The 24,061-nt window shown below is 42.1% G+C and carries 27 protein-coding genes, 1 pseudogene and 1 riboswitch; of the genes and pseudogenes, 5 read left to right on the top strand and 23 right to left on the bottom strand.

The genetic code is table 11. From position 1 onward, the window contains the following. Positions 1-147: pseudogene (locus tag BGP78_RS22925) on the top strand (IS5/IS1182 family transposase); the annotation flags it as partial. A 76-nt stretch (positions 148-223) separates the two neighbouring features. On the opposite strand, the gene ung reads toward BGP78_RS22925, so the two are convergent. The 21 genes from ung to BGP78_RS12550 form a co-directional block, all read right to left on the bottom strand. Continuing rightward, positions 224-883: a uracil-DNA glycosylase gene (gene ung / locus BGP78_RS12650; RefSeq protein WP_119861689.1), complete on the bottom strand. Its 660-nt coding sequence runs from the start codon at positions 881-883 to the stop codon at positions 224-226. 54 nt (positions 884-937) lie between these two features. After that, positions 938-1,777: a cobalamin-binding protein gene (locus BGP78_RS12645; protein ID WP_119861688.1), complete on the bottom strand. Its 840-nt coding sequence runs from the start codon at positions 1,775-1,777 to the stop codon at positions 938-940. Continuing rightward, positions 1,777-2,409, bottom strand: coding sequence for a cob(I)yrinic acid a,c-diamide adenosyltransferase (gene cobO, locus BGP78_RS12640; protein WP_119861687.1), 633 nt, complete (start codon positions 2,407-2,409; stop codon positions 1,777-1,779). The genes BGP78_RS12645 and cobO overlap by 1 nt, the downstream gene beginning before the upstream one ends. An 8-nt stretch (positions 2,410-2,417) precedes the next feature. Continuing rightward, the gene (locus BGP78_RS12635; protein WP_119861686.1) at positions 2,418-3,893 is read right to left on the bottom strand and encodes a cobyric acid synthase; all 1,476 of its coding nucleotides are present in this window, start codon (positions 3,891-3,893) and stop codon (positions 2,418-2,420) included. 11 nt (positions 3,894-3,904) lie between these two features. After that, on the bottom strand, positions 3,905-4,435 hold the full coding sequence (cobU, locus tag BGP78_RS12630; protein WP_119861685.1) for a bifunctional adenosylcobinamide kinase/adenosylcobinamide-phosphate guanylyltransferase: 531 nt from the start codon (positions 4,433-4,435) through the stop codon (positions 3,905-3,907). Then, the gene (locus BGP78_RS12625) at positions 4,432-5,205 is read right to left on the bottom strand and encodes an adenosylcobinamide-GDP ribazoletransferase (RefSeq protein ID WP_119861684.1); all 774 of its coding nucleotides are present in this window, start codon (positions 5,203-5,205) and stop codon (positions 4,432-4,434) included. The genes cobU and BGP78_RS12625 overlap by 4 nt, the downstream gene beginning before the upstream one ends. Further along, positions 5,198-6,262, bottom strand: coding sequence for a nicotinate-nucleotide--dimethylbenzimidazole phosphoribosyltransferase (cobT, locus tag BGP78_RS12620; RefSeq protein ID WP_119861683.1), 1,065 nt, complete (start codon positions 6,260-6,262; stop codon positions 5,198-5,200). Before cobT ends, BGP78_RS12625 begins: the two co-directional genes overlap by 8 nt. 31 nt (positions 6,263-6,293) lie before the next feature. Beyond that, complete coding sequence (locus BGP78_RS12615) at positions 6,294-7,283, bottom strand: iron ABC transporter permease (protein WP_119861682.1); 990 nt, start codon at positions 7,281-7,283, stop codon at positions 6,294-6,296. Then, entirely contained in the window at positions 7,280-8,095 is an 816-nt protein-coding gene (locus BGP78_RS12610) for an ABC transporter ATP-binding protein (protein ID WP_119861681.1), read from the bottom strand. The genes BGP78_RS12615 and BGP78_RS12610 overlap by 4 nt, the downstream gene beginning before the upstream one ends. Positions 8,096-8,232: 137 nt before the next feature. Further along, positions 8,233-8,372: riboswitch (cobalamin riboswitch) on the bottom strand. After that, positions 8,373-8,972, bottom strand: coding sequence for a histidine phosphatase family protein (locus BGP78_RS12605; RefSeq protein WP_119861680.1), 600 nt, complete (start codon positions 8,970-8,972; stop codon positions 8,373-8,375). An 82-nt stretch (positions 8,973-9,054) separates the two neighbouring features. Then, positions 9,055-9,267, bottom strand: a complete 213-nt coding sequence (nqrM, locus tag BGP78_RS12600) for a (Na+)-NQR maturation NqrM (RefSeq protein ID WP_010362847.1) — start codon at positions 9,265-9,267, stop codon at positions 9,055-9,057. 91 nt (positions 9,268-9,358) lie between these two features. Continuing rightward, entirely contained in the window at positions 9,359-10,378 is a 1,020-nt protein-coding gene (locus BGP78_RS12595) for an FAD:protein FMN transferase (protein WP_119861679.1), read from the bottom strand. Positions 10,379-10,489: 111 nt separating this feature from the next. Then, positions 10,490-11,716 (bottom strand): NADH:ubiquinone reductase (Na(+)-transporting) subunit F, encoded by a 1,227-nt coding sequence (nqrF, locus tag BGP78_RS12590; protein WP_119861678.1) that lies wholly within the window; start codon positions 11,714-11,716, stop codon positions 10,490-10,492. A 17-nt stretch (positions 11,717-11,733) separates the two neighbouring features. After that, positions 11,734-12,342 (bottom strand): NADH:ubiquinone reductase (Na(+)-transporting) subunit E, encoded by a 609-nt coding sequence (gene nqrE, locus BGP78_RS12585; protein ID WP_010362844.1) that lies wholly within the window; start codon positions 12,340-12,342, stop codon positions 11,734-11,736. 10 nt (positions 12,343-12,352) lie between these two features. After that, positions 12,353-12,985, bottom strand: coding sequence for an NADH:ubiquinone reductase (Na(+)-transporting) subunit D (locus BGP78_RS12580; RefSeq protein WP_010362843.1), 633 nt, complete (start codon positions 12,983-12,985; stop codon positions 12,353-12,355). Next, positions 12,985-13,731 (bottom strand): Na(+)-translocating NADH-quinone reductase subunit C, encoded by a 747-nt coding sequence (locus BGP78_RS12575; RefSeq protein WP_119861677.1) that lies wholly within the window; start codon positions 13,729-13,731, stop codon positions 12,985-12,987. Before BGP78_RS12575 ends, BGP78_RS12580 begins: the two co-directional genes overlap by 1 nt. Beyond that, on the bottom strand, positions 13,724-14,923 hold the full coding sequence (locus BGP78_RS12570; RefSeq protein ID WP_010362841.1) for an NADH:ubiquinone reductase (Na(+)-transporting) subunit B: 1,200 nt from the start codon (positions 14,921-14,923) through the stop codon (positions 13,724-13,726). Before BGP78_RS12570 ends, BGP78_RS12575 begins: the two co-directional genes overlap by 8 nt. Position 14,924: 1 nt before the next feature. Further along, positions 14,925-16,268: a Na(+)-translocating NADH-quinone reductase subunit A gene (locus tag BGP78_RS12565; RefSeq protein ID WP_119861709.1), complete on the bottom strand. Its 1,344-nt coding sequence runs from the start codon at positions 16,266-16,268 to the stop codon at positions 14,925-14,927. A 378-nt stretch (positions 16,269-16,646) separates the two neighbouring features. Then, positions 16,647-17,837 (bottom strand): enoyl-ACP reductase FabV, encoded by a 1,191-nt coding sequence (fabV, locus tag BGP78_RS12560; RefSeq protein ID WP_119861676.1) that lies wholly within the window; start codon positions 17,835-17,837, stop codon positions 16,647-16,649. A 72-nt stretch (positions 17,838-17,909) separates the two neighbouring features. Further along, on the bottom strand, positions 17,910-18,224 hold the full coding sequence (locus BGP78_RS12555) for a BolA family transcriptional regulator (protein ID WP_119861708.1): 315 nt from the start codon (positions 18,222-18,224) through the stop codon (positions 17,910-17,912). Between the two features lie 52 nt (positions 18,225-18,276). Continuing rightward, a complete protein-coding gene (locus BGP78_RS12550; protein WP_119861675.1) occupies positions 18,277-18,864 on the bottom strand; it encodes an alpha-ketoglutarate-dependent dioxygenase AlkB in 588 nt (195 codons plus the stop codon). 42 nt (positions 18,865-18,906) lie between these two features. Here BGP78_RS12550 and BGP78_RS12545 point away from each other — a divergent pair, with 42 nt between their 5' ends. From BGP78_RS12545 to BGP78_RS12530, 4 genes are read left to right on the top strand one after another with little or no spacing between them, the layout of a single operon-like run. After that, the gene (locus tag BGP78_RS12545) at positions 18,907-20,049 is read left to right on the top strand and encodes a methyltransferase (RefSeq protein ID WP_119861707.1); all 1,143 of its coding nucleotides are present in this window, start codon (positions 18,907-18,909) and stop codon (positions 20,047-20,049) included. A gap of 3 nt (positions 20,050-20,052) precedes the next feature. Further along, a complete protein-coding gene (locus tag BGP78_RS12540; RefSeq protein ID WP_119861674.1) occupies positions 20,053-20,610 on the top strand; it encodes a YajG family lipoprotein in 558 nt (185 codons plus the stop codon). A gap of 1 nt (position 20,611) precedes the next feature. Then, positions 20,612-21,235, top strand: coding sequence for a peptidylprolyl isomerase (locus tag BGP78_RS12535; RefSeq protein WP_119861673.1), 624 nt, complete (start codon positions 20,612-20,614; stop codon positions 21,233-21,235). Between the two features lie 20 nt (positions 21,236-21,255). Then, a complete protein-coding gene (locus BGP78_RS12530) occupies positions 21,256-22,635 on the top strand; it encodes an AmpG family muropeptide MFS transporter (RefSeq protein WP_119861672.1) in 1,380 nt (459 codons plus the stop codon). Between the two features lie 59 nt (positions 22,636-22,694). Here BGP78_RS12530 and BGP78_RS12525 read toward each other — a convergent pair whose 3' ends face one another. After that, positions 22,695-22,940 (bottom strand): helix-turn-helix transcriptional regulator, encoded by a 246-nt coding sequence (locus tag BGP78_RS12525; RefSeq protein ID WP_010362832.1) that lies wholly within the window; start codon positions 22,938-22,940, stop codon positions 22,695-22,697. Between the two features lie 549 nt (positions 22,941-23,489). Then, positions 23,490-23,828 carry an iron-sulfur cluster insertion protein ErpA gene (erpA, locus tag BGP78_RS12520; protein WP_010362831.1) on the bottom strand — a complete coding sequence of 113 codons (339 nt, stop codon included), beginning with the start codon at positions 23,826-23,828 and terminating at the stop codon, positions 23,490-23,492. Between the last annotated feature and the right edge of the window lie 233 nt (positions 23,829-24,061).

Genomic DNA, 24,061 nt, shown 5'->3' with positions numbered 1-24,061 from the left:
ACAGCGATGTATCGTTTTAAACAATTAATGGGTGATAAGCTAAAAAGTCGTCAATTCAATAGTCAGCATACAGAAACGATGATTAAAGTGAAGGCAATAAATAAAATGACTGGGCTAGGTATGCCCAAATATCAGCAACAGAGTTAAAACTGAGAAGTTGATTAGGAGTTAGCTATTTGATCAACAAGGCCCCACCAAAGTAATAACTTAACCATGACGCGCTCTATACCTGCCAATTGATCGGCTGTTTCCCCATGTCCAATAACAACTGATTCGTTTTAGAGAAATGCTGACAGCCGAAGAACCCGCGATGAGCCGACAAAGGAGACGGGTGTGGTGCGTGCAATACATGATGGCGGGCGGTATCGATGCTTTTCCCTTTTTTCTGAGCATGTGCGCCCCACAATAAAAAGATAGTGCCTGTGGTGTGCTCATTTACATGTGCAATCACAGCGTCAGTAAAGCGCTCCCAGCCAAGTTTTTTATGGGAATGTGCCGCTCCTTGCTCAACCGTTAATACGGTATTTAACAGTAAAACGCCTTGCTCAGCCCATGACAATAAAAAGCCATGCTCTGGGATGGTAAAATCCGTCACATCTTGTACCAGTTCTTTGTACATATTCGCCAATGACGGAGGTGGCTTTATTCCTGGTAAAACCGAAAAGCATAAGCCATGCGCTTGTTCAGGCCCATGGTAAGGGTCTTGCCCTAATATCACGACTTTTACTTTACTTAAATCAGTGACGTTCAGCGCTTCAAATACATGCTTATCTTCCGGGTAAACCGCAATACCCTCAGCACGACGTTGTGCGACATAACTGAGTGTATCTTGTAAGTAAGTTTGCTTATGCTCTTGCTCTAAAAATGTTTTCCAACCGCTCATTTGGATAGCCTCATTAATTAACCTAACCTCAATACATCGCACAATAAATTATTGTCATAACGAATTATAATGTGCTTTTGAATGCCGCATTTTATCACACATATCGCTTACCCCTTGTAACACCCGAGTGCTATAACGGTGCAACAAATCAGCATCCACTTCTATAAATTGCTGATTCGCCACAGCTGGGATCTCTGGCCACTTTTGCCAATCAACCATTTGTATTTGCTTCTTGGTTTTTTCATTAGGTAAGACAATAACGTGAGGGTTCGCTTTGATCACATTCTCAATGCTGATTTGTGGATAGTCAGTACTACCCTTTGCAAACACGTTCTCAACACCGCACACTGATAATAACTGGTGGATCCACGTATTTTTGCTAACAGTCATCATAGGGTCGGGCCACAATTGATAAAAAACCCTAAGCGAATTACCTGTGGCGTAACGCGTTTTTATTTCTTCAAATTGAGCCGTAAATTCGGTTGCAGCTTGTTCACCCTCCTTTATTTTCCCAGTTAGTTGGCCAAACAACCGTAATTCATCAGCCACTTTATTAATGTCTTTTGCATCGCTGTAAACGACTTTGATACCCAGCTTTTCCACTTTTGCTAAGTCAATTTTTTTACTGCCTGTTTGCCACGCAATCACTAAATCTGGCTTTAGTGCCAATAGTTTTTCAAGCTGAATGCCGTTGTAACCCCCAATACGAGGAATGGCGTTGGCGGCGTCAGGGTAATCGGCATAATCAACCGTACCGACTATCAAATCACCCGCTCCAATTGCAAATAAGTTTTCAACCACATGTGGAGCCAATGCCACAATGCGCTTAGCGCTATCAGCTTGAACATAGCTACTTAGCAATAACAACGCTGTAAAAGCAGTAAAAAAACGCATTAAAAATCAAACCCTTTTTGCGCTTTAATCCCCGCTTCAAAGGCATGTTTTACATTACGAACTTCACTGACTGTATCAGCTAGATCAGTTAAGCGTCGATGTGCAGCACGACCTGTGATGATGACCGATTGCATTTTAGGACGATTTTCAATAGCCGTAATGACCTCATCTAAATCGATATACTCATAGGTCACCATGTAAGTCAGCTCGTCAAGCAATACAAGATCGATACTCTCGTCCGCTAACCAAGCTTTAGCTTGTTGCCAAGTGTCTTGTGCTGCTTTGGTATCTGTTTCACGATTTTGTGTTTCCCATGTAAAACCGGTTTTCATCACAGAAAATGGAACTCCCGCTTTTTCTAGCAGGTTACGTTCTCCACAGTCCCATAAACCTTTTATGAACTGAGCAACAGCCGCGTTCATACCATGCCCAACACACCGAGCGACGGTACCAAATCCAGACGTTGATTTTCCTTTACCATTACCAGTAATAACTTGAAATATCCCTTGCTCAGCTTGTGCAGCAGCGACTTTTGCATCCACATTCTCTTTTACTTTTTGCTGGCGCTGCTGATGCTTATCGTGGTTTTTTTGTTGTGCTTCTTGTGTCTTATTTTGCTTATCGGTGCTCATATTTTCCTCTACTCACCACGCGTGATCGCGGTAATTTTTGTTACATCTAAATATTGTTCACATACATCAGCAAGGCGTTCTAATTGCGTTTCTCGATGCTTATTTAAGTCGAACATATCATTGTCTAAGTCCCCTTCACTGGCCCAGCGCAAAATGGCAGATGCTGCTTCTGTGTTATCAAATAAACCATGTAAATAGGTACCCGCTATTTGGTTATCGTCACAAATAAAGCCATCTTGTTTAGTGCCGTTCGGATGGGCTGAAAAATACAGAAATGGACGTGCCATCGCTGGCCCATGACTTTGGCCACAATGGATCTCATACCCCGCAATAGCAACATCGTTGTCATCTAATTTGCAGGTTCCACTGACTTGAGTCAACGTTTTCTGTGCACTTAACTGTGTCGTAAAATCAACCAGGCCCAAAGTAGTAATATACTGAACAGATGATTCAACCCCCAGAGGGTCTGAAATCGATTTACCCAGCATCTGCAACCCTCCACATACGCCAAGTACCTTCCCACCGTAGCGTAAATGGCGCTTGATCTCTGCTGACCAAGTTTGCGACTGTACAAAGGTGAAATCACTGATCACATTCTTGCTACCAGGAATAATGATCAAGTCTACACTACCAATACTTTGGGTGTGACGCACATAGCGTAAATCAACATTTGGGTGTAGACGTAACACATCAAAGTCTGTGTGATTACTAATATGAGGCAATAGCAGTACCGCTACTGACAGTTGCTTATCTTCAAGCACATTATCCATCGCCACTGCGTCTTCTGCATCTAGATTCAATGAATGTAAATAAGGCAACACACCCAATACTGGCTTACCGGTTCTTTCTTCCAACCAATCCAGCCCTGATTGTAGTAATCCAATATCGCCACGAAAGCGATTAATGACAAACCCTTTTACCAGCGCTTGCTCTTCCTCACTGAGCAACATCAATGTGCCAACGAGATGCGCAAATACTCCTCCTTTATCAATATCAGCAATAATGATTACTGGGCAATTGACTTGGGTGGCAAATCCCATATTGGCAATATCATTTTCTCGCAAGTTAATTTCTGCAGGGCTGCCCGCCCCTTCAACCATGATCATGTCATACGCGTTTACCAGCCGGCTATGTGATTGCAGCACCGCCTCCATCGCCACTTTTTTATAATCATGATATTTGGCCGCTTCCATATTACTAATGGCCTTCCCATGAATAATAACTTGTGCACCAGTATCGCTATTAGGTTTGAGCAAAATAGGATTAAAATCAGTATCTAACGCCACATTTGCAGCCACGGCCTGCAACGCTTGTGCACGACCAATTTCACCACCACAGGGGGTCACTGCGCTATTTAATGCCATATTTTGCGGCTTAAATGGCGCAACGTTAAAGTTTTTTCTGGCAAACACACGACATAACCCTGCAACCAGTGTACTTTTGCCAGCATCTGACGTGGTCCCTTGTACCATCAATGTTTTCACTGTTTTATTCTCTATTTTATTCTTAAGGTACAACCAGCCATAATGAAGTCGACGCGATCGGCTAACTGGGCAATATCTTGATGTAACCACCCTGACTGATCGACAAAGGTACGGCTCAATTCACCTAACGGGACAATGCCATGCCCCACTTCATTACTCACTAAAATCACTTTGGCTTGAGTTTCTCCCAATGCACGCAACAAGGCTGATTTTTGCTTTATATATGCATCGATGCCTTGCTCGCATAAACCATGGGTTAGCCATAATGTTAAACAGTCTACTAAAATACACGTTTGCTCATCAGTATCGGCGATGACTTCGGGTAATGCCCAAGCCTCTTCAACAACAGTCCAATGTGCACTGCGAGCGGCTTGATGGTGCTTAACACGCTCTGCCATTTCATTATCTTTAACTTCAGCCGTTGCGACATAGAGTAATTTTTTAACCAGCCTATTATGAAGATAGTGTTCAGCAAGTTGTTCCGCTAAACGGCTTTTACCCGAACGTGCACCGCCCAACATTAACGTTATTCGCTCAGTCATAGCCATACCTGTATACAAAAACCATAAATCACTAACTCTGCAATTTGCTGTGCCGCACCCAGACAATCCCCGGTATACCCACCTAACTGATGCTTAAACCACTTAATACACAATAAACGTGTTACCCATAAAGCACCGACCAACATGAAGCATTGCAACAGGGTAAAAGCACCCAACAACCACATGAGAAGTAACACGCAGCCTGCGCTTGCATATAACACCTGTCGACCGTCTACTGATAAACTCTGAGCCACAGGTTTCACTTTGCTTTGTGCATCCTCTTGCGCATACAACAATAGCCCAATAATGCTCGTAGCCATTGCACGACTGAACGTATGCGCGCAAATCAGCGCCATCACAATCCAGCTCACCTGCACAGTTAACAGCATTAACTGTTGGTATTTTGCTAACAGCAGCAACACCAACGCAGCCGTGCCATAGGTGCCTAAGCGGCTGTCTTTCATAATGGTCAGTTTCTGTGATACCGACCACCCCCCTCCAAAGCCATCCCATAAATCAGCAAAGCCATCTTCATGAAACGCACCGGTGAGGATCAAACCCGCTGCCAACAGTAAAACAATGGAAATTTCATTGGGTAAAAATGACTGTAAAAAACAATAAAGCAGAGCCAACCCTGCGCCAATGACCCCTCCGACTAGGGCAAAATACCGGCTGGCTTCATTTAAACTAGTATCGTCAATGGGTGTAGGCACTTTAACAGGGATACGTGTTAAAAAGCTGACGGCTAACAGCAACCTTTGCTTATTCACCCTCTACCACCTGAGTCACTTGCGCTTCATCAAAGCTGGCCATATCATTATAAAGCGCCAATGCACTTTGGATGAGTGGTAAGCTCATGGCAGCTCCGGTACCTTCACCTAATCGTAAATCTAACGCTAATAAAGCTTCCGCTTTTAAATATGCCAGCATTTTTCGATGGCCTTGTTCACCTGAGCAATGTGCAAAAATCATATACTGTTGCGCGCTAGGTGAAAGACGGCACACAATCATTGCCGCAGCCGTCGCAATAAATCCGTCGATCACCAAGACCATTTGTAATTTTGCCGCTTGTTGCATCGCCCCCACCATTTGGCAAATCTCAAATCCGCCCAAGCATCGTAAAATATCAATTGGGTTTGTTAAATTCGGTTTGTGTCGTGCCAAAGCCTGTGAAATCAGCTGCTGTTTTTTTAGAACTATCTCCTCACAGACCCCAGTCCCTTTGCCAACGGTTTCCTGTGGTGTCAACCCTGTCAGCGCAGAGAAAATCGCCGATGCTGCGGTGGTATTACCAATGCCCATTTCACCAAATGCAATTAAATTAGTCCCTGATTGGTGGTACTGTGTTGTAAGGCCAGCCCCCATTTTTAAACCCATGTGAAGCTGTTTATCATCAATCGCTTCATCGATGTGCAAAGCGCGCGTACAACTGCCCAAACGTTGAGAAACAATACCCAATAACTCAGCCGGAGGCGTTAAAATACCGCAATCGACAACACTTAGTTGCCAGCCTAATTGGCGACATAACACATTAATTGCCGCGCCCCCAGAGGCAAAATTCGCAACCATTTGCCCTGTTACTTCACTGGGTGCTATCGAAACGCCTTGTGCCGCCACCCCATGATCTCCCGCAAAAACGATTAGTTGTGGCGCAGTAATTTCAAAACGCGCCTCAGCAAATTGCTTATCATCTAACTTTTGGGACAAAATACTGACCACTTGGTAAGCCACATGCTCTAATTTACCGAGTGCTCCCAAAGGCTTGGTTTTTAGATCTATTTTATGCTTAATCTGGGTTGCAAAGTGATGTTCTAGTGGCTTTACCATCGATAAACTCTCTCAGTTAGGCTTAATATTACTACGATGAACGTTTACGGAACATCAATAAAAATAGGAAAAACACACTCCCAATCGCTGACGTGATCACGCCAATGGGCAATTCTTGGTTTTCAAAAGAGATCCGCGCGATCACATCTACCCAAATCATCAACAGCCCGCCACTCATTGCGGTCGTAATAAGACCAAGTGTGGTTGCCTGCGAGATAAAAAACCGCACAATATGGGGGATCATTAAGCCTACAAACCCTACGCCACCACACATAGCAACAAGCACCGCCGTCAATAAGGAACTTAATAGCAGCATGCCTAAACGTACTTTTTCAACACTGACGCCCAACGTAGTCGCACTCTCATCTCCCAGTAGTAATGCGTTAATAGGCCGGCGCAATAGCAACATGATCAGCATGCAACCACTCACCACCAAAGACGGTAACCACAACCACTGCCAGTCGGCTCGACTAAAACTACCTAAATTCCAAAACAAAATTGCGCTGATCGCTTGTGGGTCGCTCCAATACAGAAGCAAGCTGGTAAAAGAACTAAATAAGAAAGACAGGGCTACACCGGCCAGTAACATGGCTTCAACTTGTCCTGATGTCCGCCCTTTTGCGATCAGTAACAACAATGTCATCGCCAGTAAGCTCCCAGCAAAGGCAGCGCCAGATAATGCCAGGCCAGCTTGAATACCCGTGACAGCAAATAACACCACAACCCCGAACGACGCGCCCGATGAAATACCAAACAAATAAGGGTCAGCCAAAGGATTACGCGTTACCGTTTGTAAAATAAGCCCAGCCATAGCTAGCCCACTGCCCGCAATAAATGCCAAAATTACTCGAGGCAAACGTAGCTCAATAATGATTTTCTGTGAAAAATTCCCAACATCATAGTGCCAAAGAGCGTGCAGGACTTGCTCTGTAGTAATGGCAATGGCACCCAGCTTTAAGGCAATGAAAAAACTAATAACACAACTTAATGCTAACGACACGGTAATCGCGACATGCTTCATAATTGGTATCCGTAGTGATAGCGAATGTGGGGGACCTGCGTTATACCATCATATGGGCAGGGCACAGAATTTACCACAGCATGTACACCGTACACATCCGCCAAAAGCTGAGCCGTTAATATGTCAATAGGCGCGCCTTGCGCAACAAGTGCCCCCTGTTGCAAGACCAGTATTTCATCACACAAAGCCGCTGCTAAATTTAAATCATGAAATGATGCTAACACAGTAATATTCAGCGACTTTGCCAGCGCCATGATTTGAATCTGATATTTCACATCTAAATGACTGGTTGGCTCATCCATAATCAAAAAAGTGGGCTGTTGCACAATCGCGCGCGCGATCAACGCCCGTTGTTTTTCTCCCCCCGACAAATGAGAAAAAGGCTGCTGAGCTTTATCATTCAAACCAACCTTATCAATCGCATTTATAATCTGAGTTTTATCTTGCTGGTTAACTGAACTGAATAATGTTTTATGCGGTAACACCCCCATCGCAACCACGTCAAATACCGTTAAATTAAATTGATCAGGGATCTCTTGCAGCACAACTGCAACGTGTTTTGCATATTCTTGCCGTGGATAATCAGATAAGGACTTTCCAAAAAATGTAATACGTCCAGCGCTCGGTGCTGCATAACGATATAAGCAGCGCAGTAATGACGATTTACCAGCGCCATTAGGACCAATTAACCCTACAAACCTGCCCGGTTGAATAGTAAAATTGATATTGTTCAGTATATGGTGTTCAGCAATCTTAAGGTTTAAATGACAGACCTCAATAACAGGTGAGCAGTTTGATCCTCGATCGTTCATAGTGACCCTCATGTCTTCATTTAATCAGCTATGATCAGTTTGAAAGCTATATTTCACGGGCTATTAAAAACGATAATACAAGAAAGTATGTTATATCACTGATATAACATATAAATTAATTGAATCACCCAGAGTACGCCCGCTCATGAGAAAGTTGCTGGTCTTGGTATCTGACTTGAGCACATTCAATGCTTTTACAGTTGCGGGGACAGTTGAACACTTGCAGTTCATTCCCAAGAAACACCAACAAACAGTCACTATTATGCTGTCTAGATGTCTAAAATACAACTTTTGGCCATGCAATGCCCTGTTCATCATAGTAGACTTTTACTTTAATCATTGCCCCATAACCGACATCAAATAAGCTTTGTTGTCTCGTATCGTGCTTGGGAAACGCTAAGATCAACGCCAGCAACTGCTTGATCACTCCGCCATGTGTGATCACTAGATTGCATGAATCATTGGGTGTCGCTAATTGTGCATGCCACCACTGCTGAATGCGTGTGTAAAACGCTTCCATGGTTTCAGCCTCTGGCGGAGTATACAGCCAAGGGTTTTGCCAAAAGTCACCGATGCTCGGATTATGGGTATTACTCCAAAGCCATTCAAACGATTTGCCATCCCACGCGCCAAAGTCCATCTCTTGTAATGAGTCTGCAATAAATAAAGGGCTCTGCCAGCGACAACTTAGTGTTGTAGCAAACTGGCGACATCGCTGTAAGGGAGAAGAGAATATACGGTCTATATCAGTCAACGTCTTAGTTTTAGCATATAGCTGCTCTATACCCAATTCACTGAGTGCAATATCAGTACAACCAGACAATACACCACTTTGAATCAGTGCACCGTGGCGTAAAAAATACCAAGTCTGTTGCATATTGCCTCTAAGATGCAGATACAAAAATGCGAGCTAATCGCTCGCATTACACTGAGTAACTGAAGTTACTTCCATCACTCTATTATAAAATTTGGTTCTCTTTCCAAACTTGCTCTTTTTCTAGGCGCTTTTTACGTTTATCACAGGGGTCATCACAATCACATGCTTTATCAATACCTACTGCACCTAAACCACCACAGCTACCCGCCATAGATTTTTTTTGAACAATAACACCTACAGCCATTGCCACAACAATTAAAATCAGTAAACCAAATGTAAGTAAAAACAGCGACATTGCACAGGCCCCTTAAAAGCAAATAAACAGCTCAATAATTGAGCTCATGACGGTGTAAAACACCCCTCATTATAACGCGGTTATTCCGTACTCACAAATATGGTTTGAACCGCTTACTTGCATAGGTTACTAAACCATCATCACTTTTACTGATCAAATACACCGCTAGGTCATGCTGCTGTGCATATGCTTTAGCCCGCTCAGTGCCCATTACAGTTAAAGCCGTAGCTAAACCGTCGGCTGTCATTGCTGATGGATGTAACACGGTTACCGACACAAGCTCATGTTTTACTGGCATCCCCGTCATCGGGTCAATCAAATGCGTAAACGTTTCACCGTCCATTTCATAAAAAATACGGTAATCACCCGAGGTCGCTATACCATTATTTCCAGGTTCAATAGCTTTATGTATTTGCCTTTGACCCATAGGTGCATCAGGCTGCTCAATGGCAATTACCCACGGCTTATTATTGGCTTTAGTACCGGCGACTCGTAACTCACCGCCGATTTCAACCATATAATTACGAAACCCTTGCTGCTCCAATAATAAAGCAACCTTATCGATACCATACCCTTTCGCCGTGGCCGAAAAAGACAGCTCTAAACCATTTTGAGTCTTAGCCAAACCTTGCTCATTCAGGACTAATTTATCCACACCAATATGAGCACGCATATCATCTAATTGCGTTTGTTCTGGGCGCTTAGTTGGTCGCTTATCTGGCCCAAATCCCCATAAATCGATCAATGGCCCCATGGTTACATCGAGCGTTTTTGTCGATCGACCCAGGCGTATAGACTCAGCAATTACGACCCGAAAATCATCACTGATCTCCATAACCTCATTCGCGTTAAGACCATTAAAACGATTAATCTCAGAGTTTTCGACCCACGGCGACATAGAAGCATTCACCGCAATCAGTGCATCGTCAATTTTCTGCTGTAATTCGCTCCCTTCGACCTGCTTACCTTGAGTAAATACTTTGACATTATAGGTAGTGCCCATCGTTTGACCATGCAATGTCAGAGGTTTAACTGGCTCATGCGATACATTGTCACAACCCACTAAGAACACACCCAAAGACACGGTTAATACAGTACTCATTCTATTCATTTACTGACTGCTCCATAGAAAATAAAAAGCCCCCAAGTACATGACTTGAGGGCTGATATCTATTTCAAAACTATGTTTTAAAAACTATGTTTGAAAAACTAAGTGTGCTAATTAGCCACCGAAGTCATCTAGTAAGATGTTTTCTTCTTCTACACCCAAGTCTTTCAACAAGTTGATAACTGCCGCGTTCATCATTGGAGGACCACACATGTAGTACTCACAATCTTCTGGCGCTTCATGGTCACGTAGGTAGTTTTCAAACAATACGTTATGAATAAACCCTGTGTAACCTTCCCAGTTATCTTCTGGTTGCGGATCTGACAACGCAGTGTGCCATACGAAGTTTTCATTTTCAGCCGCTAAGCCGTCAAAGTCTTCAACGTAGAACATTTCACGTTTAGAACGAGCACCGTACCAGAAAGACATCTTACGCTTTGAATTAAGACGCTTAAGTTGGTCAAAAATGTGTGAGCGCATTGGCGCCATACCAGCACCACCACCAACAAATACCATTTCTGCATCTGTGTCTTTAGCAAAGAACTCACCGAATGGACCAGAAATAGTTACCTTGTCACCCGCTTTCAATGACCAGATGTACGATGACATCTTACCACATGGTAACGTTAGGTTATTTGGCGGCGGAGAAGCGATACGCACGTTAAGCATGATGATACCCTCTTCTTCAGGGTAGTTAGCCATTGAGTATGCACGAATTGTCTCATCATCAACCTTAGACTCAAGGTTAAAGAAGCCAAAACGCTCCCAATCACCACGGTACTCATCAGGCACATCAAAGTCTGCATATTTAACATGGTGCGCAGGTGCTTCAATCTGAATGTAGCCACCAGCACGGAATGGAACTGACTCGCCATCAGGGATACCTAGTTTTAGCTCCTTGATGAAAGTTGCTTTGTTATCGTTAGAGATAACGTCACATTCCCACTTCTTAACACCAAAAATTGACTCTTCAAGTTCGATGTCCATGTCTGTTTTAACATTAACCTGACACGCTAAACGACACCCTTCACGTGCTTCACCTTTAGAAATATGGTCAAGCTCAGTAGGTAGAATGTCACCACCGCCATCATGAATGTGTACACGACACTGGCCACAAGAGCCACCGCCACCACATGCAGATGATACGAAGATACCAGCGTCAGCTAAGGCGCCAAGTAATTTTGTACCAGCCGACGTTTTGATGCCCTTCTCAGGATCACCATTAATATTAATTAATATGTCACCGCTCGCTACTAGCTTAGATTTAGCTGCAATAATAACTAAAACAAGTAGTACAACGATAGCAATGAACATTCCTACGCCTAAAAATACCTCAAGCATGATTTTTCCTCGCTACCTTACAGTGAAATACCAGAGAATGACATAAAGCCAAAGCCCATCAAGCCTACAGTGATAAAGGTAATACCTAAACCACGTAATCCATCAGGTACGTCTGCATATTTCATTTTCTCACGGATACCGGCAAGTAATACAATTGCCAATGCCCAACCAACACCAGAACCAATACCGAATACCACTGATTCAGTAAAGTTCAAGTTACGCTCTACCATGAATGATACTGCACCAAAGATTGCACAGTTTACGGTAATAAGCGGTAAGAAGATGCCCAGTGCATTATAAAGTGCAGGGAAGAACTTATCTAAAGCCATTTCCAAGATCTGTACAAGTGCTGCTATAACACCGATAAAGGTCAAGAAACGTAAGAAGCTTAAATCTGCTTCTTTAAAGCCAAGCCACTCTAACGCACCTGGTGCAAGTACTGCGTAATACACTAAGTTGTTTACGGGTACCGCAACACCTAGTACAAAGATTACTGCAACACCTAACCCTAATGAAGTCGTTACTTTCTTTGATACTGCTAAGAAAGTACACATACCCAAGAAGAAAGATAACGCTAAGTTTTCAACGAAAACTGCTTTGACGAATAAACTGATATATTGTTCCATCTCTCTCCCCTTATGCCTTCGCTTCTACTTGATCTTTCTTGTATGTACGAAGTATCCAAATAAAGATACCGACCAAGAAGAACGAGCTAAATGGCATAATTAGTAGACCCATAGGACGATACCAACCACCATCAGAAACCAAAGGTAAAATCTCAGCACCAAATAATGTACCTGAACCAAATAATTCACGTACAAAACCAACCGTTAGAAGTACCACTGAGTACCCTAAACCGTTACCAATACCATCTAAAAATGACATCGTTGGTGGTGATTTCATTGCATAAGCTTCAGCACGACCCATTACAATACAGTTTGTAATGATCAAACCAATGAAAGTAGATAACTCTTTTGCCGTGGTATAAACAACAGCTTGGAGTACCTGATCAACAACAATTACCAATGAAGCGATAATTGTCATCTGAACGATGATACGTACACTTGAAGGAATATGGTTACGTATCATTGAGATGAATAAACTTGAGAATGCAGTTACCACAGTCAAAGCAATTGACATGATAAGCGCATTTTTAAGGCTTGAAGTTACTGCAAGTGCAGAACAAACACCTAATACCTGAAGGGCAATGGGGTTGTTAGCAAATACAGGACCAAACAAGACGTCTTTCATTTCTTTAGCATTAGCCATTAGTTCAACGCTCCTTTACGTACTTTCGCAAGGAATGGACCAAAACCAGTGTTACCAGTCCAAAAATCAATTGTATTGTCTACACCAACTGACGTTAATGTCGCGCCTGATAACCCGTCAACCTTGTTGACGTCGCCACCAGAAGTGCCTTTAACAATATCAATTGGAAGTGACTTTCCAGCCCAAGTTGCTGTCCACTTCGGGTTTTGGATTTCACCACCAAGACCTGCCGTTTCATTATGCTTATAGAACTGAATTGCATTGATTGTTTGACCGTCGCTGTCTAACGCAAGGAAACCAAACATAACGCCCCATAATCCATACCCTTGAATAGGTAAGATAACAGACGCAACATTGCCATTCTCATCTTTACTAAGATAAACAGGCGAGTTGTTTGTCATGCGCTGAACGCCAGCAATGTCATCAGCTTTAGATAGCGCAATGCTTCGTGTGTCATCAAACTTAGTCATTTCAAAATCAAATGACATAGGGTCAACGTCAACGAAATCACCCGTTTTCATGTTGATAACGCGTGATTCAATGTTAGTACCGAAGGTTGCTTTTACATCAGTAACATCATTAAAGCCTGCTGCCGCTAAAATATTGCGCTGCACGTCTTCAATCTTGTTAGCTTGCTGTAGTGGACGTAACTGCACTGATGCAGCCGATACCACTACCGCACACACTAAACATAGACCAATAACAACGCCTAATGTTTTGCCTATAGATTCATTGTTACTAGACACGTGCTAATCTCCTCTTAACATTAGACTGCACAACAAAGTGGTCAAATAATGGCGCGAACAAGTTAGCAAAAAGAATAGCCAACATCATGCCTTCAGGGTATGCAGGGTTAACTACGCGAACAAGTACAACCATCACACCAATCAATGCACCGTATGCAAATTTACCTTTATTTGTGAATGACGCAGAAACTGGGTCAGTCGCCATAAAGAACATACCGAATGCAAAACCACCAAGTACTAAGTGCCAATGCCAGGGCATTGCAAATGCTGGGTTTGTTTCAGAACCAAGTACATTAAATAGCGTTGACATCACAACCATACCTAGGAAAACACCTAGAACAATTCGCCATGACGCAATACGTACATAGATTAAGAACAAGCCACCAATCATCAGTGCAAGAGTTGACGTTTCACCCATTGAACCTTGAATGAAGCCATAGAATGCATCCCACCAAAGCGCCATGTTGTTAAAATCAACTGCACCTTGTGCAACTTGACCTAAGTACGTTGCACCTGAGAATGAATCTACCGCAGTCCAAACCGTGTCACCAGAAATGTCAGCTGGGTATGCAAAGAATAAGAATGCACGACCCGCTAGTGCAGGGTTTAAGAAGTTACGACCCGTACCACCAAATACTTCTTTAGCAACAACAACACCAAAAGTAATACCTAACGCAGCTTGCCACAGTGGAATGGTTGAAGGAAGAATAAGCGAGAACAACACTGAGGTTACGAAGAAGCCTTCGTTTACTTCATGCTTACGGATTGACGCAAATAATACTTCCCAGAATCCACCCACTAAGAAGACAGTGCCGTAGATAGGTAAGTAGAAACACGCACCATAGAATATTTTAGCGCCCCAGCCAGCTTGTGCGGTTAATTCACCACCCAACGCTTGGAAAATCGCTACCTGCCATGTATTAGCAATTTCAAATCCGTTACCCAGCGCTAAAGCAGCCTGGTGACCGATATTGAACATACCAAAAAACATTGCAGGAAAAGTTGCCATCCACACTAAAATCATAATACGTTTTAGGTCGATGTTGTCACGCACATGCGTGCCGCCTTTGTTAACATAACCAGGCGTATAAAAGACAGTTGCTATCGCTTCATACAGAGCGTACCACTTTTCGTGCTTACCGCCCGCTTCAAAGTGAGGTTCAATGTCTTCTAAAAATTTCTTTAAGGCCATTTTAACCTTCCTTCTCGATAGTAGTCAGGCAATCACGAAGGATTGAACCGTACTCATACTTGCCAGGACACACGAATGTACACAATGCCAGATCTTCTTCATCTAGCTCTAATGCACCTAAGGTAATCGCACCATCTAAGTCACCTGCAATTAGGTCACGTAGTAAAGGTGTTGGTAAGATATCGAGTGGCATAACACGTTCATAGTTACCAATTGGTACCATCGCACGTTTAGACCCACCCGTAGACGTTGTCATTTTGAATAAACGACTCGGTGCTAGATGTGAAACAAACATACGTGTTACTGAGAACTTGTTACTACCAGGCGCGATCCAACCGAATAGTTCTTTTTCGCGACCTTCAAGTAATACACATACTTGAACATGGTAACGGCCTAAGAAAGCATGAGGTCCGGCTGCTGTTTTACCAGCTAACACAGAGCCAGAAATGACTCGGTTATCACCGTCTTCAAGCTCACCGGCAACTAAATCAGTTAGCGATGCACCTAATTGTGTTTTAACTAGACGTGGGTTTTTCACACGAGGGCCAGCTAAGGATACAACACGCTCACTGCTGATTTCGCCAGTTAAGAATAACTGACCAAACGCAATCACGTCTTGGTAACCTAGATGCCAAACCTGCTTGCTAGCAGACACCGCGTCTAAATGATGGATATGAGTACCAACCAGTCCTGCAGGGTGTAAACCACCAAACTCATGCACTTCTACTTGAGAAAGCGATGAGCTAGGTACTTGACTACCAGCTTGTTTGCAAACGAATACTTTACCATCAGTTAGTCTTGATACCACAGCAAGACCCGCTTCAAATGCTTCCACATTTTCAGCGATGATCACTGCAGGATCAGCAGCTAACGGATTAGTATCCATTGCAGTTACAAACACAGAGCTAGGAGTAGCATCTAGTGAAGCAACTTTGCTAAAAGGACGGACACGAAGCGCTGGCCATTGACCAGACTCAACAAGCACTTCTTTTACTTTATCACGCTCAAGATTGCTTAATTCAGCAGCCGAGAACTTTTCAAAAGTAATTTGCTCATTGCCTTGTACTTCAATCACGATGGATTGTAGTACACGCTTAGCACCACGGTTGATTTCTTTAACTACACCAGCAGCTGGTGCAGTAAACTTGACGCCAGGATTCTTTTTATCTAAAAAAAGAACTTGGCCTTTCTTGACTTGGTCATCCACACGAACATGCATGGTAGGACGCATACCAATAAACTCTTCACCTAGCACAGCTACTCGTTTGACGGCAGAGCCATCATGAATAACTTGCTGAGGTGCGCCCTCTATGGGTAAGTCCAGACCTTTTTTTATGTTGATCATACGCACTTGCATTACATTAACGGAAAGAAATTGAAAAATCTTTTAATTACCACGGCGCTTGTTGCCTCGTATTCGTCAGGTATAAAAGAGCCACCTGTCCAAGTACTGAAACAAGCATCGTAGTCGTGTTCTCACATATTGCCGAGATTTTAACATTAATCACCCTAACTATGCGAGGAGAAATATTAAATTAATACGTCTTTACAATGGTTTTTGTGTAGTTATAGGTCTTGTACTTATTTCAACATAGACCAAAGTCGAATTGATGAAAAATATAGAAGGGTTTTGAACAAAAATAAAGCTAAACAGAACTAAAAATGTCGAATAAATGAACTAGGCACAGATGATAATTAGGCCTAGTTCATAATTATCAGGACGTTACAAAAGGTGGTTAATCACAACAGCAGAGTCAACTTCTTGATCATAATCTATCGTTTCGATGCCAAAACCAAATAAACGTAAGAACTCGTTGTGGTAACCAACATAATCTGTAAGCTCATCAATGGTTTCAGAATTAACCGAATCCCAAATGACTTGAATACGTGATTGCACGTCGTCTTCCAGCTCTTTATAGTTTTGGAATAAGTGGCCACCCTCATCAAAACGTGGCGTATCGCCATAAAGGCTCTCGCGGAACAAACCATTTATTTGTTCAATGGTACCTTCATATGTACCATCCGCTTTCATAACTTTAAATAGCGCAGAAATATAAAGAGGCATAATAGGGATCGCAGAACTGGCTTGTGTTACCACCGCATTTAACGAAGAGACATACGCTTCACCATTTAAAGACGCAGTCGATGCTTTAATTGCGGCTGTTGCTCTATCTAAATCTTCTTTTGCTTTACCAATCGTTGCATGGCCATATATTGGCCAAGTCAGTTCTTTACCAATATATGTATACGCGGTCGTTTTAAAGTTGTCAGCTAGCACATCAGCTTCTTTTAAAGCATCAACCCACAACTCCCAATCTTCACCACCCATCACTTTTACCGTATTGGCAATCTCGTCTTCATTTGCCGCTTCAACGGTAATATCACCTATTGTGCGTGCTGACGTATTCAAGTTTTTCGTTGTAACATCATTACCAATGGGCTTGAGTACCGACGAAAATACTTCACCAGTTTTTGGATCTGTACGACGTGGTGACGCCAAGCTATAGATAACCAAATCAACCTTGCCCATTTCAGCTTTAATTGCAGCAATCGTTTTTTGCTTTATCTCATCAGAGAACGCATCGCCGTTTATGTTCTTAGACCATAAACCTGCTTCATCTGCCGCTTGCTGAAATGCCGCGGTATTGTACCAACCAGCCGATGCTGTTTTACGCTCAGTACCTTCTTTTTCAAAAAAGATCCCTAACGTCTTTGCACCTGCACCAAAGGCAGCCGTAATACGAGATGCCAATCCATATCCAGTTGATGCACCAATAACCAATACATTCTTAGGACCATTTTCAATTGGGCCTTGCGCTTTTACATAATCAATTTGCTCTTGAACGTGAGCGGCACAACCAGCTGAGTGTGCGTTAGTACAAATAAAACCACGAATTTTTGGCTTAACGACCATGATAAATCCTATTTACTTTTCAAATAACTGCCATAGTTTAATGGTTGATCAGACAAACACAGGTCTGATCAGCTACTTATCAAACTTTGAACCACCCAAACATGTTGGCGAATCAGGAGTTTGTCCATTTTTTTCACTATACTCGTCAGGAGTATATGCATGGATAGAGAGCGCATGAATATGGTTAGCGAGTTCATCTTTTAAGATCTCATTAACGATACGGTGACGCGGTAACAAGCGCTTCCCTAAAAACTCTTCACTTACAATGACGACTTTAAAATGAGACTCTTCACCTCTGCTATGCATATGGCTTTCATTCACCACATTTAAATGCTTACACGCAACTGCATCAGCAAGCTTAGCGTGAATGTGTTGTTGCATTGACATTTCAAGTCCTTCAATAAATTTGGAATTTAGGGCTACTATACGCTTTTGCTTGCTATTGACCAACACTACGAAAGGTTAAATTTATACGCCCACCTTTCACCCGGGTTTGTTTTGGAAGTGCATGTTGATACCCTGATTGACTGGTGCTGTGCATAAGTAAACCACTGCCATTTTCGAGCAAGATATTGTAAGTCGTTTTTGAGGCCTTCTCTTTAATGACAAACTTTCTTGACGCACCAAGCGAAATAGACACAATAAACGGATTAATACCGAGTTCGGGTTCATCGTCACTATGCCAGCCCATACAGTCATTACCATCTCGGTACCAATTGACTAGTAACGCATTAAAACGATACCCATACGTCTTTTGCAATCGCATCCGCATATCATCTAACACACTAGGCCAGCGCTCAGAGCTTAAAGTCTGCTTTGAATAACTGTAATTCACGTCATTGTCTGCAATAAAGCTTTGCAACCGAGGAATGCGATGTAACTTACCGAATACTTGAATTTGTGGCTGTTGCCAGTTTAGATTCGCAACCAAGTACTCATACAAAGCAATCCCTTTGCTATAACTCATAACCTGCTTTATATAGTCGAAGCCATGAGGCAAGAGCAGTTCAGGGTTTTGCAATGTCATGATACCATTCTCCTATTCTCTATGACTGCTACTATATTGATTATGACAACTGACGCGATACTGGGTGAGCATCACCTTACACTACACCGTTTTCCACTGGAACAAAAAAATCGCAGTTTACAAGCGTGGGATTCGGCTGATGAATATTTACTAGATTACACTTTTGAGCATCATTGCGCCCCTCAACATGCACTGGTTTTGAATGACGCTTTTGGCGCCATTACAGCAGCACTTATTGCTCAATACCCAACGATCAGAGTAACTTGCGTATCAGACTCATTTGTTAGCCATCAAGCATGCCAATACAATTTAGCTGAGAACACACTTAATGCAGAACACGTTACTTCTCAAAATAGCTTAACGTCGCTGCCCCAAGATGTTGATTTGATTTTAATGAAAGTACCTAAAAATGCTGGCTTTATGCAGCATCAGTTGGCCCAAATTAGCCAACTAGCGGCTGACATTCCAGTTATCATTGCGGGGAAAGTTAAAGAAATACACAGTTCCACACTCAAAAGTGTCACCCACTTTTTATCTGAACCGAAAACCAGTTTAGCCGTTAAAAAATCTCGACTAATATTTGCCACCAGCACAGGCAAGCCAGTCAAAGACAAGTTCCCAATTAGCTGGGCTTTAGAAAAAACAGACTTTACTATTTACAATCATGCTAATGTATTTTCAAGAGATTCACTCGATATTGGTGCGCGCTTTTTTGCCAACTACTTGCCACAAGGTAAAAAGCCAATAAAAGTCATAGATCTTGGCTGTGGCAATGGCGTAATAGGCCTTTTAACGCTCGCCAAAATGCCAAATGCTAAACTGACATTTGTGGATGAATCTGCCATGGCTGTTGCAAGTGCAGAGCAGAATGTACTGCATAACTTACCTGAGCAAAGCAGTAACTGTACCTTTATTCAAAATGACTGCCTAACGGACTTCACACCAGGTTCAGCTGATTTAGTGTTATGTAACCCTCCGTTTCATCAAGCGCAAGCCATCACTGATCACATTGCTTGGCAAATGTTTATACAAGCCAAGCAGACGCTAAAACAAGGTGGTGAATTGCGCATTATTGGAAATCGCCATTTGGAGTATCAAGAAAAATTAAATCGACTATTTGGCAATTGCAAAATTATCGGAAATAACAAAAAGTTTACCGTACTAAGCGCAACAAAAAGAGGTTAATCCATGTTAAAACTGTGTCTTCTATTTATCAGCCTTTTCACACTGTCAGGGTGTGCAACAGCGCCAAAATCCGTTATTTTAAACCCAGTTTATACCAGTGGAAAAATAAGTAATATTAACAGTGTACTACAAGCAAAGGTTGTCGATCACCGTATTACCAATTTCACAATCAAAGTACTCAATCAAGAGCCCGCTGTATATTTACCCGATGCCAGTTTGCCAGTAAAAATACAAAACGCTTTTTTAGACGCACTCACCAGTAATGGTGCAACAGTCTTACCTACTTCACGCCATACTATCACGTTACAAATCAATGCATTTCATAGCAAAATAACAGAAAGTCTCACGCAACATGAAAGTAACGCAGTTGCAGATTGGTTGGTGATTGCTGCCGCTAATGGCAATACGTTTGAAAAACGTTATACAGGCCAATCGCAAATTACAGGGCCGTTAAAACACGAGCAAGCAAAAGTCGAATCACAATTAAACAGCTTGACGAAGAAAATGCTGACGCGCATTGTATCTGATCAAGCACTTATCAACTTATTACAAGGACAATAACATGAAAAGAATGTGGTTTATTTTGATCGTAGCGCTATTTTCTAACCTCGCCTTTGCGGCGAATAAAGAAGGACGCTTTGTACAAAAAGATAATTTGTTTCCTCGTGTTGAGATCACCACAAGTCTTGGCAAAGTGACTTTAGAGCTGGATCGTTCTCGTGCGCCTATTACCGTAAACAACTTTCTAACGTATGTCATCAATGGTGACTATAAAGGCTCCGTCTTTCATCGTGTTGAACGCGATGATGCCAATGAACAAGACTTTGTTATTCAAGGAGGCGGATATGATAAAGACTATGATGGTATGTTCGAACGCCCGCCTATATTTAACGAAAGTGGTAATGGTATGAAAAATGATATTTATAGCGTTGCAATGGCATACCAAGACAGTAAACCACACTCAGGTACGCGTCAGTTCTTTTTTAATATGGATAACAATAAACATTTAAACCCGGGCCGTGATTGGGGCTTCGCAGTATTCGGTAATGTTGTTGAAGGCTATGAAACGCTCGACAAAATAATGCAAGTAGAGACAGGTTACAATCAAAAACTCGGCTACACATTTATCCCCAAGACTCCGGTTATTATTTTCGATATTGCCGTGCTCAAAGCAATAGAACTTTAAACTAAACAAGAAGCACACCAATGATCCTCAAAGCAAGTTTACGTGACTATTTGGGTTACTATAAAGACCGACGATTGGTCACTATTTTTATGTTGGGGATCAGCAGTGGCTTCCCTTGGGTTTTAATCGGTTCAGTTATGTCCGCATGGCTTAAAGATGAAGGCTTAAGCCGCAGTATGATAGGCTTATTTGGTATCGTCTTCGGCGCATATACAATTAACTTTTTATGGTCACCGTTGCTCGATCGCGTCAAGATCCCAAGATTAACCGCCATGCTAGGCCAAAGACGAAGCTGGATCGCAACTTGCCAAGTGATCACTATGCTTGCAACCCTAGGCATGTCTTATATCGTCATCAAAGATAACTTATTCAGTGCCGCCTTACTGTGTTTTATTATTGCGGCTGCCTCAGCGACACACGACATTGCGATTGACGCCTACCGTATAGATATCTTACCTGAAGCAGAAAGTGAAAAAGCCACTGCGGCTGCCGCTATGGCCACCTCTGGGTGGTGGAGTGGCTATGCATTACTCGGCGCGATCCCTTTTTTCTTGGCTGACTCACCAGCTTTCGATTGGCCAAGAATTTATTTAGTGCTTGGGATTATTATGGGGCTACTCGTGCTCGTTACATTATTTGCTAAAGAGCCAGAATCACAAAGGGATCATATTCACAAACAGCTAGAGTTAGCTTACCAAGCTCGCTTAGGCCACTCACAAAGTGCCATAAATAAAGCATTAGCATGGTTTGCAGTGACACTCATAGAGCCTTTTAAAAGCTTTTTCACTAAAAACGGCGTCAAAACAGCGCTCGCATTATTGCTATTTATATTCTTGTTTAAAATAGGTGAATCGTTTTTAGCAAGAATGTCTATTGTTTTCTATAAAGAGATTGGATTCAGTAACAGTCAAATTGGCCAATATTCGAAGCTAGGGACGGGTGTTATCACCATTATATTCGCCTTTTTGGGCAGTATTTTTAACCATAAGTATGGCATTGTAAAAGGGCTATTTATCAGCGGCTTAGCAATGGCTGCTTCTAACCTTATGTTTTCATGGATCGCTGTAGCAGGCCCTCAAGAGCATTTATATGCTATGGCGATCGTGGTTGATGGCTTTACACAAGCTTGGTCGTTAGTTGCAATGGTCGCCTTTATCTCGATGATGTGTGACCGCGCATTCAGTGCGACACATTATGCCTTGCTAGCCTCGCTAGGAAGCTTAGGACGAACGGTTATGTCGAGCTATAGTGGCGTGGTAATTGATGATTGGTTACAAGGGGATTGGGCGTTATTCTTTGTGATAACTGCATTAATGGTAATACCATCATTATTGCTACTTTATATGATACGTCATAAGCTGTATGACATTGAGTCTGCATATCATCTTTCAAAAAAGTAACGTAAGAGTGAGAGAATTGAGGTGCAGTTCCTTGCACCTTCTTACGCTAACTTATTTAATTAGTCTTCGTCTTTATTCACTAAGTTAAGACCTTCATACGGGTCTACTTCTAATGCTTCGCAATAGCGTAAAAATTCAATCACATCCAAACGACGTTCTTGATTTTCAATTTTACCGATAAAAGAGTGCGGTGTGCCTAGAACCTGCGCAAGGCTGCGCATTGTATGGCCTTTTTCATGACGCTTCGATTTTAACCATTTTGTTAACTTGCCGTTTTCTTCTGAAGAAACCGTTTTACCCATCATACTTAACATCTCCTACTCGATGATTATTCTAAATTACACCGATATGAAATTTGCCCGTCTCACATCAGCGGTGTACTGTATACCATAGGCATGATCAAAAAATCTATCATTTGTTCCTATGTACCAAATTAGGTATAGCCTATATTTCTGTTAACACCTAATTAAAATTTAACTTTTTACCGACTTTTTATCCAAGCATGTTCAGGCATTAACTTTAACAAATTTTTTATAAAATGCACCAGAAAATGAAATAATTTATTTTTTCATTTAAAACAAAGGCTTAGATTTTTAAAAGGATAGGTAAACCTAAAGAAGAGAATCTTTTATGTTTAGAGTGCTGTTTTTGTTACCTATTTTATTATGTATAGGATGGTTTTGGTTTTTACGCAGTAATCGAGTTCCACTGAAACAAGGGAAGCAAGGATTTATCTACATACTCGCATTTAGTTCTTTTGTATTAGGATTCTTTACATTAATGATCCAAGTGACAAAGACATAAAAAAAGCCACGCTAATTCGTGGCCTCTTCATTTCAAGTTGTGGGGTTTAATTAAACGCTAAAACTGGCCCCACAACCACAGGTTGTCGTTGCATTTGGGTTACTTACAAAAAAGCGTGCGCCTTCTAACCCTTCAGTATAATCCACCACACCATCAATTAAATATTGAATACTCATCGGGTCAACAACCATGACCACCCCATTTTTTTCAATTTCTAAATCGCCAGGGTTGGCTTTTTCATCAAAAGTGAATCCATATTGAAAACCAGAGCAACCACCTCCAGTTACATAAACACGCAGCTTTAACTCAGGATTCTCTTCTTCTTCAATTAACTCTTTTACGCGATGCGCCGCAGCATCACTAAATTGAATTGGTAACTGTTCAGACATACTTTTCGACCCTTGTACATTTTATAGCTGGATTATCTAATACCCGAGTGTTTTAATCAAGTATAGTCACAACACCTTAATTGATTAAAATACCCCCATATCAAACACGCTTCGCAGACTATTGCTAAATTCCTCATTATGACGTTCACTTCTCATAAGTATTCAGGTAATTCTTGCCATAAAATTTCAGTTTCTCAATAAGACGAAGTGACATTTTTTTGATAGACTTAAGT

Source organism: Pseudoalteromonas sp. MSK9-3 (assembly GCF_003590335.1).
In the GTDB taxonomy this organism is placed as follows: Bacteria; Pseudomonadota; Gammaproteobacteria; order Enterobacterales; family Alteromonadaceae; genus Pseudoalteromonas.
This window is presented reverse-complemented; position numbering and strand designations above follow the sequence as displayed.

Bases quoted from the DNA above. Each gene is read 5' to 3' on its own strand.
- ung (WP_119861689.1), bottom strand. From the start codon at position 883: ATGAGCGGTTGGAAAACATTTTTAGAGCAAGAGCATAAGCAAACTTAC.
- BGP78_RS12645 (WP_119861688.1), bottom strand. From the start codon at position 1,777: ATGCGTTTTTTTACTGCTTTTACAGCGTTGTTATTGCTAAGTAGCTAT.
- cobO (WP_119861687.1), bottom strand. From the start codon at position 2,409: ATGAGCACCGATAAGCAAAATAAGACACAAGAAGCACAACAAAAAAAC.
- cobU (WP_119861685.1), bottom strand. From the start codon at position 4,435: ATGACTGAGCGAATAACGTTAATGTTGGGCGGTGCACGTTCGGGTAAA.
- cobT (WP_119861683.1), bottom strand. From the start codon at position 6,262: ATGGTAAAGCCACTAGAACATCACTTTGCAACCCAGATTAAGCATAAA.
- BGP78_RS12615 (WP_119861682.1), bottom strand. From the start codon at position 7,283: ATGAAGCATGTCGCGATTACCGTGTCGTTAGCATTAAGTTGTGTTATT.
- BGP78_RS12610 (WP_119861681.1), bottom strand. From the start codon at position 8,095: ATGAACGATCGAGGATCAAACTGCTCACCTGTTATTGAGGTCTGTCAT.
- BGP78_RS12605 (WP_119861680.1), bottom strand. From the start codon at position 8,972: ATGCAACAGACTTGGTATTTTTTACGCCACGGTGCACTGATTCAAAGT.
- nqrM (WP_010362847.1), bottom strand. From the start codon at position 9,267: ATGTCGCTGTTTTTACTTACATTTGGTTTACTGATTTTAATTGTTGTG.
- BGP78_RS12595 (WP_119861679.1), bottom strand. From the start codon at position 10,378: ATGAATAGAATGAGTACTGTATTAACCGTGTCTTTGGGTGTGTTCTTA.
- nqrF (WP_119861678.1), bottom strand. From the start codon at position 11,716: ATGCTTGAGGTATTTTTAGGCGTAGGAATGTTCATTGCTATCGTTGTA.
- nqrE (WP_010362844.1), bottom strand. From the start codon at position 12,342: ATGGAACAATATATCAGTTTATTCGTCAAAGCAGTTTTCGTTGAAAAC.
- BGP78_RS12580 (WP_010362843.1), bottom strand. From the start codon at position 12,985: ATGGCTAATGCTAAAGAAATGAAAGACGTCTTGTTTGGTCCTGTATTT.
- BGP78_RS12570 (WP_010362841.1), bottom strand. From the start codon at position 14,923: ATGGCCTTAAAGAAATTTTTAGAAGACATTGAACCTCACTTTGAAGCG.
- BGP78_RS12565 (WP_119861709.1), bottom strand. From the start codon at position 16,268: ATGATCAACATAAAAAAAGGTCTGGACTTACCCATAGAGGGCGCACCT.
- fabV (WP_119861676.1), bottom strand. From the start codon at position 17,837: ATGGTCGTTAAGCCAAAAATTCGTGGTTTTATTTGTACTAACGCACAC.
- BGP78_RS12555 (WP_119861708.1), bottom strand. From the start codon at position 18,224: ATGTCAATGCAACAACACATTCACGCTAAGCTTGCTGATGCAGTTGCG.
- BGP78_RS12550 (WP_119861675.1), bottom strand. From the start codon at position 18,864: ATGACATTGCAAAACCCTGAACTGCTCTTGCCTCATGGCTTCGACTAT.
- BGP78_RS12545 (WP_119861707.1), top strand. From the start codon at position 18,907: ATGACAACTGACGCGATACTGGGTGAGCATCACCTTACACTACACCGT.
- BGP78_RS12540 (WP_119861674.1), top strand. From the start codon at position 20,053: ATGTTAAAACTGTGTCTTCTATTTATCAGCCTTTTCACACTGTCAGGG.
- BGP78_RS12535 (WP_119861673.1), top strand. From the start codon at position 20,612: ATGAAAAGAATGTGGTTTATTTTGATCGTAGCGCTATTTTCTAACCTC.
- BGP78_RS12530 (WP_119861672.1), top strand. From the start codon at position 21,256: ATGATCCTCAAAGCAAGTTTACGTGACTATTTGGGTTACTATAAAGAC.
- BGP78_RS12525 (WP_010362832.1), bottom strand. From the start codon at position 22,940: ATGATGGGTAAAACGGTTTCTTCAGAAGAAAACGGCAAGTTAACAAAA.
- erpA (WP_010362831.1), bottom strand. From the start codon at position 23,828: ATGTCTGAACAGTTACCAATTCAATTTAGTGATGCTGCGGCGCATCGC.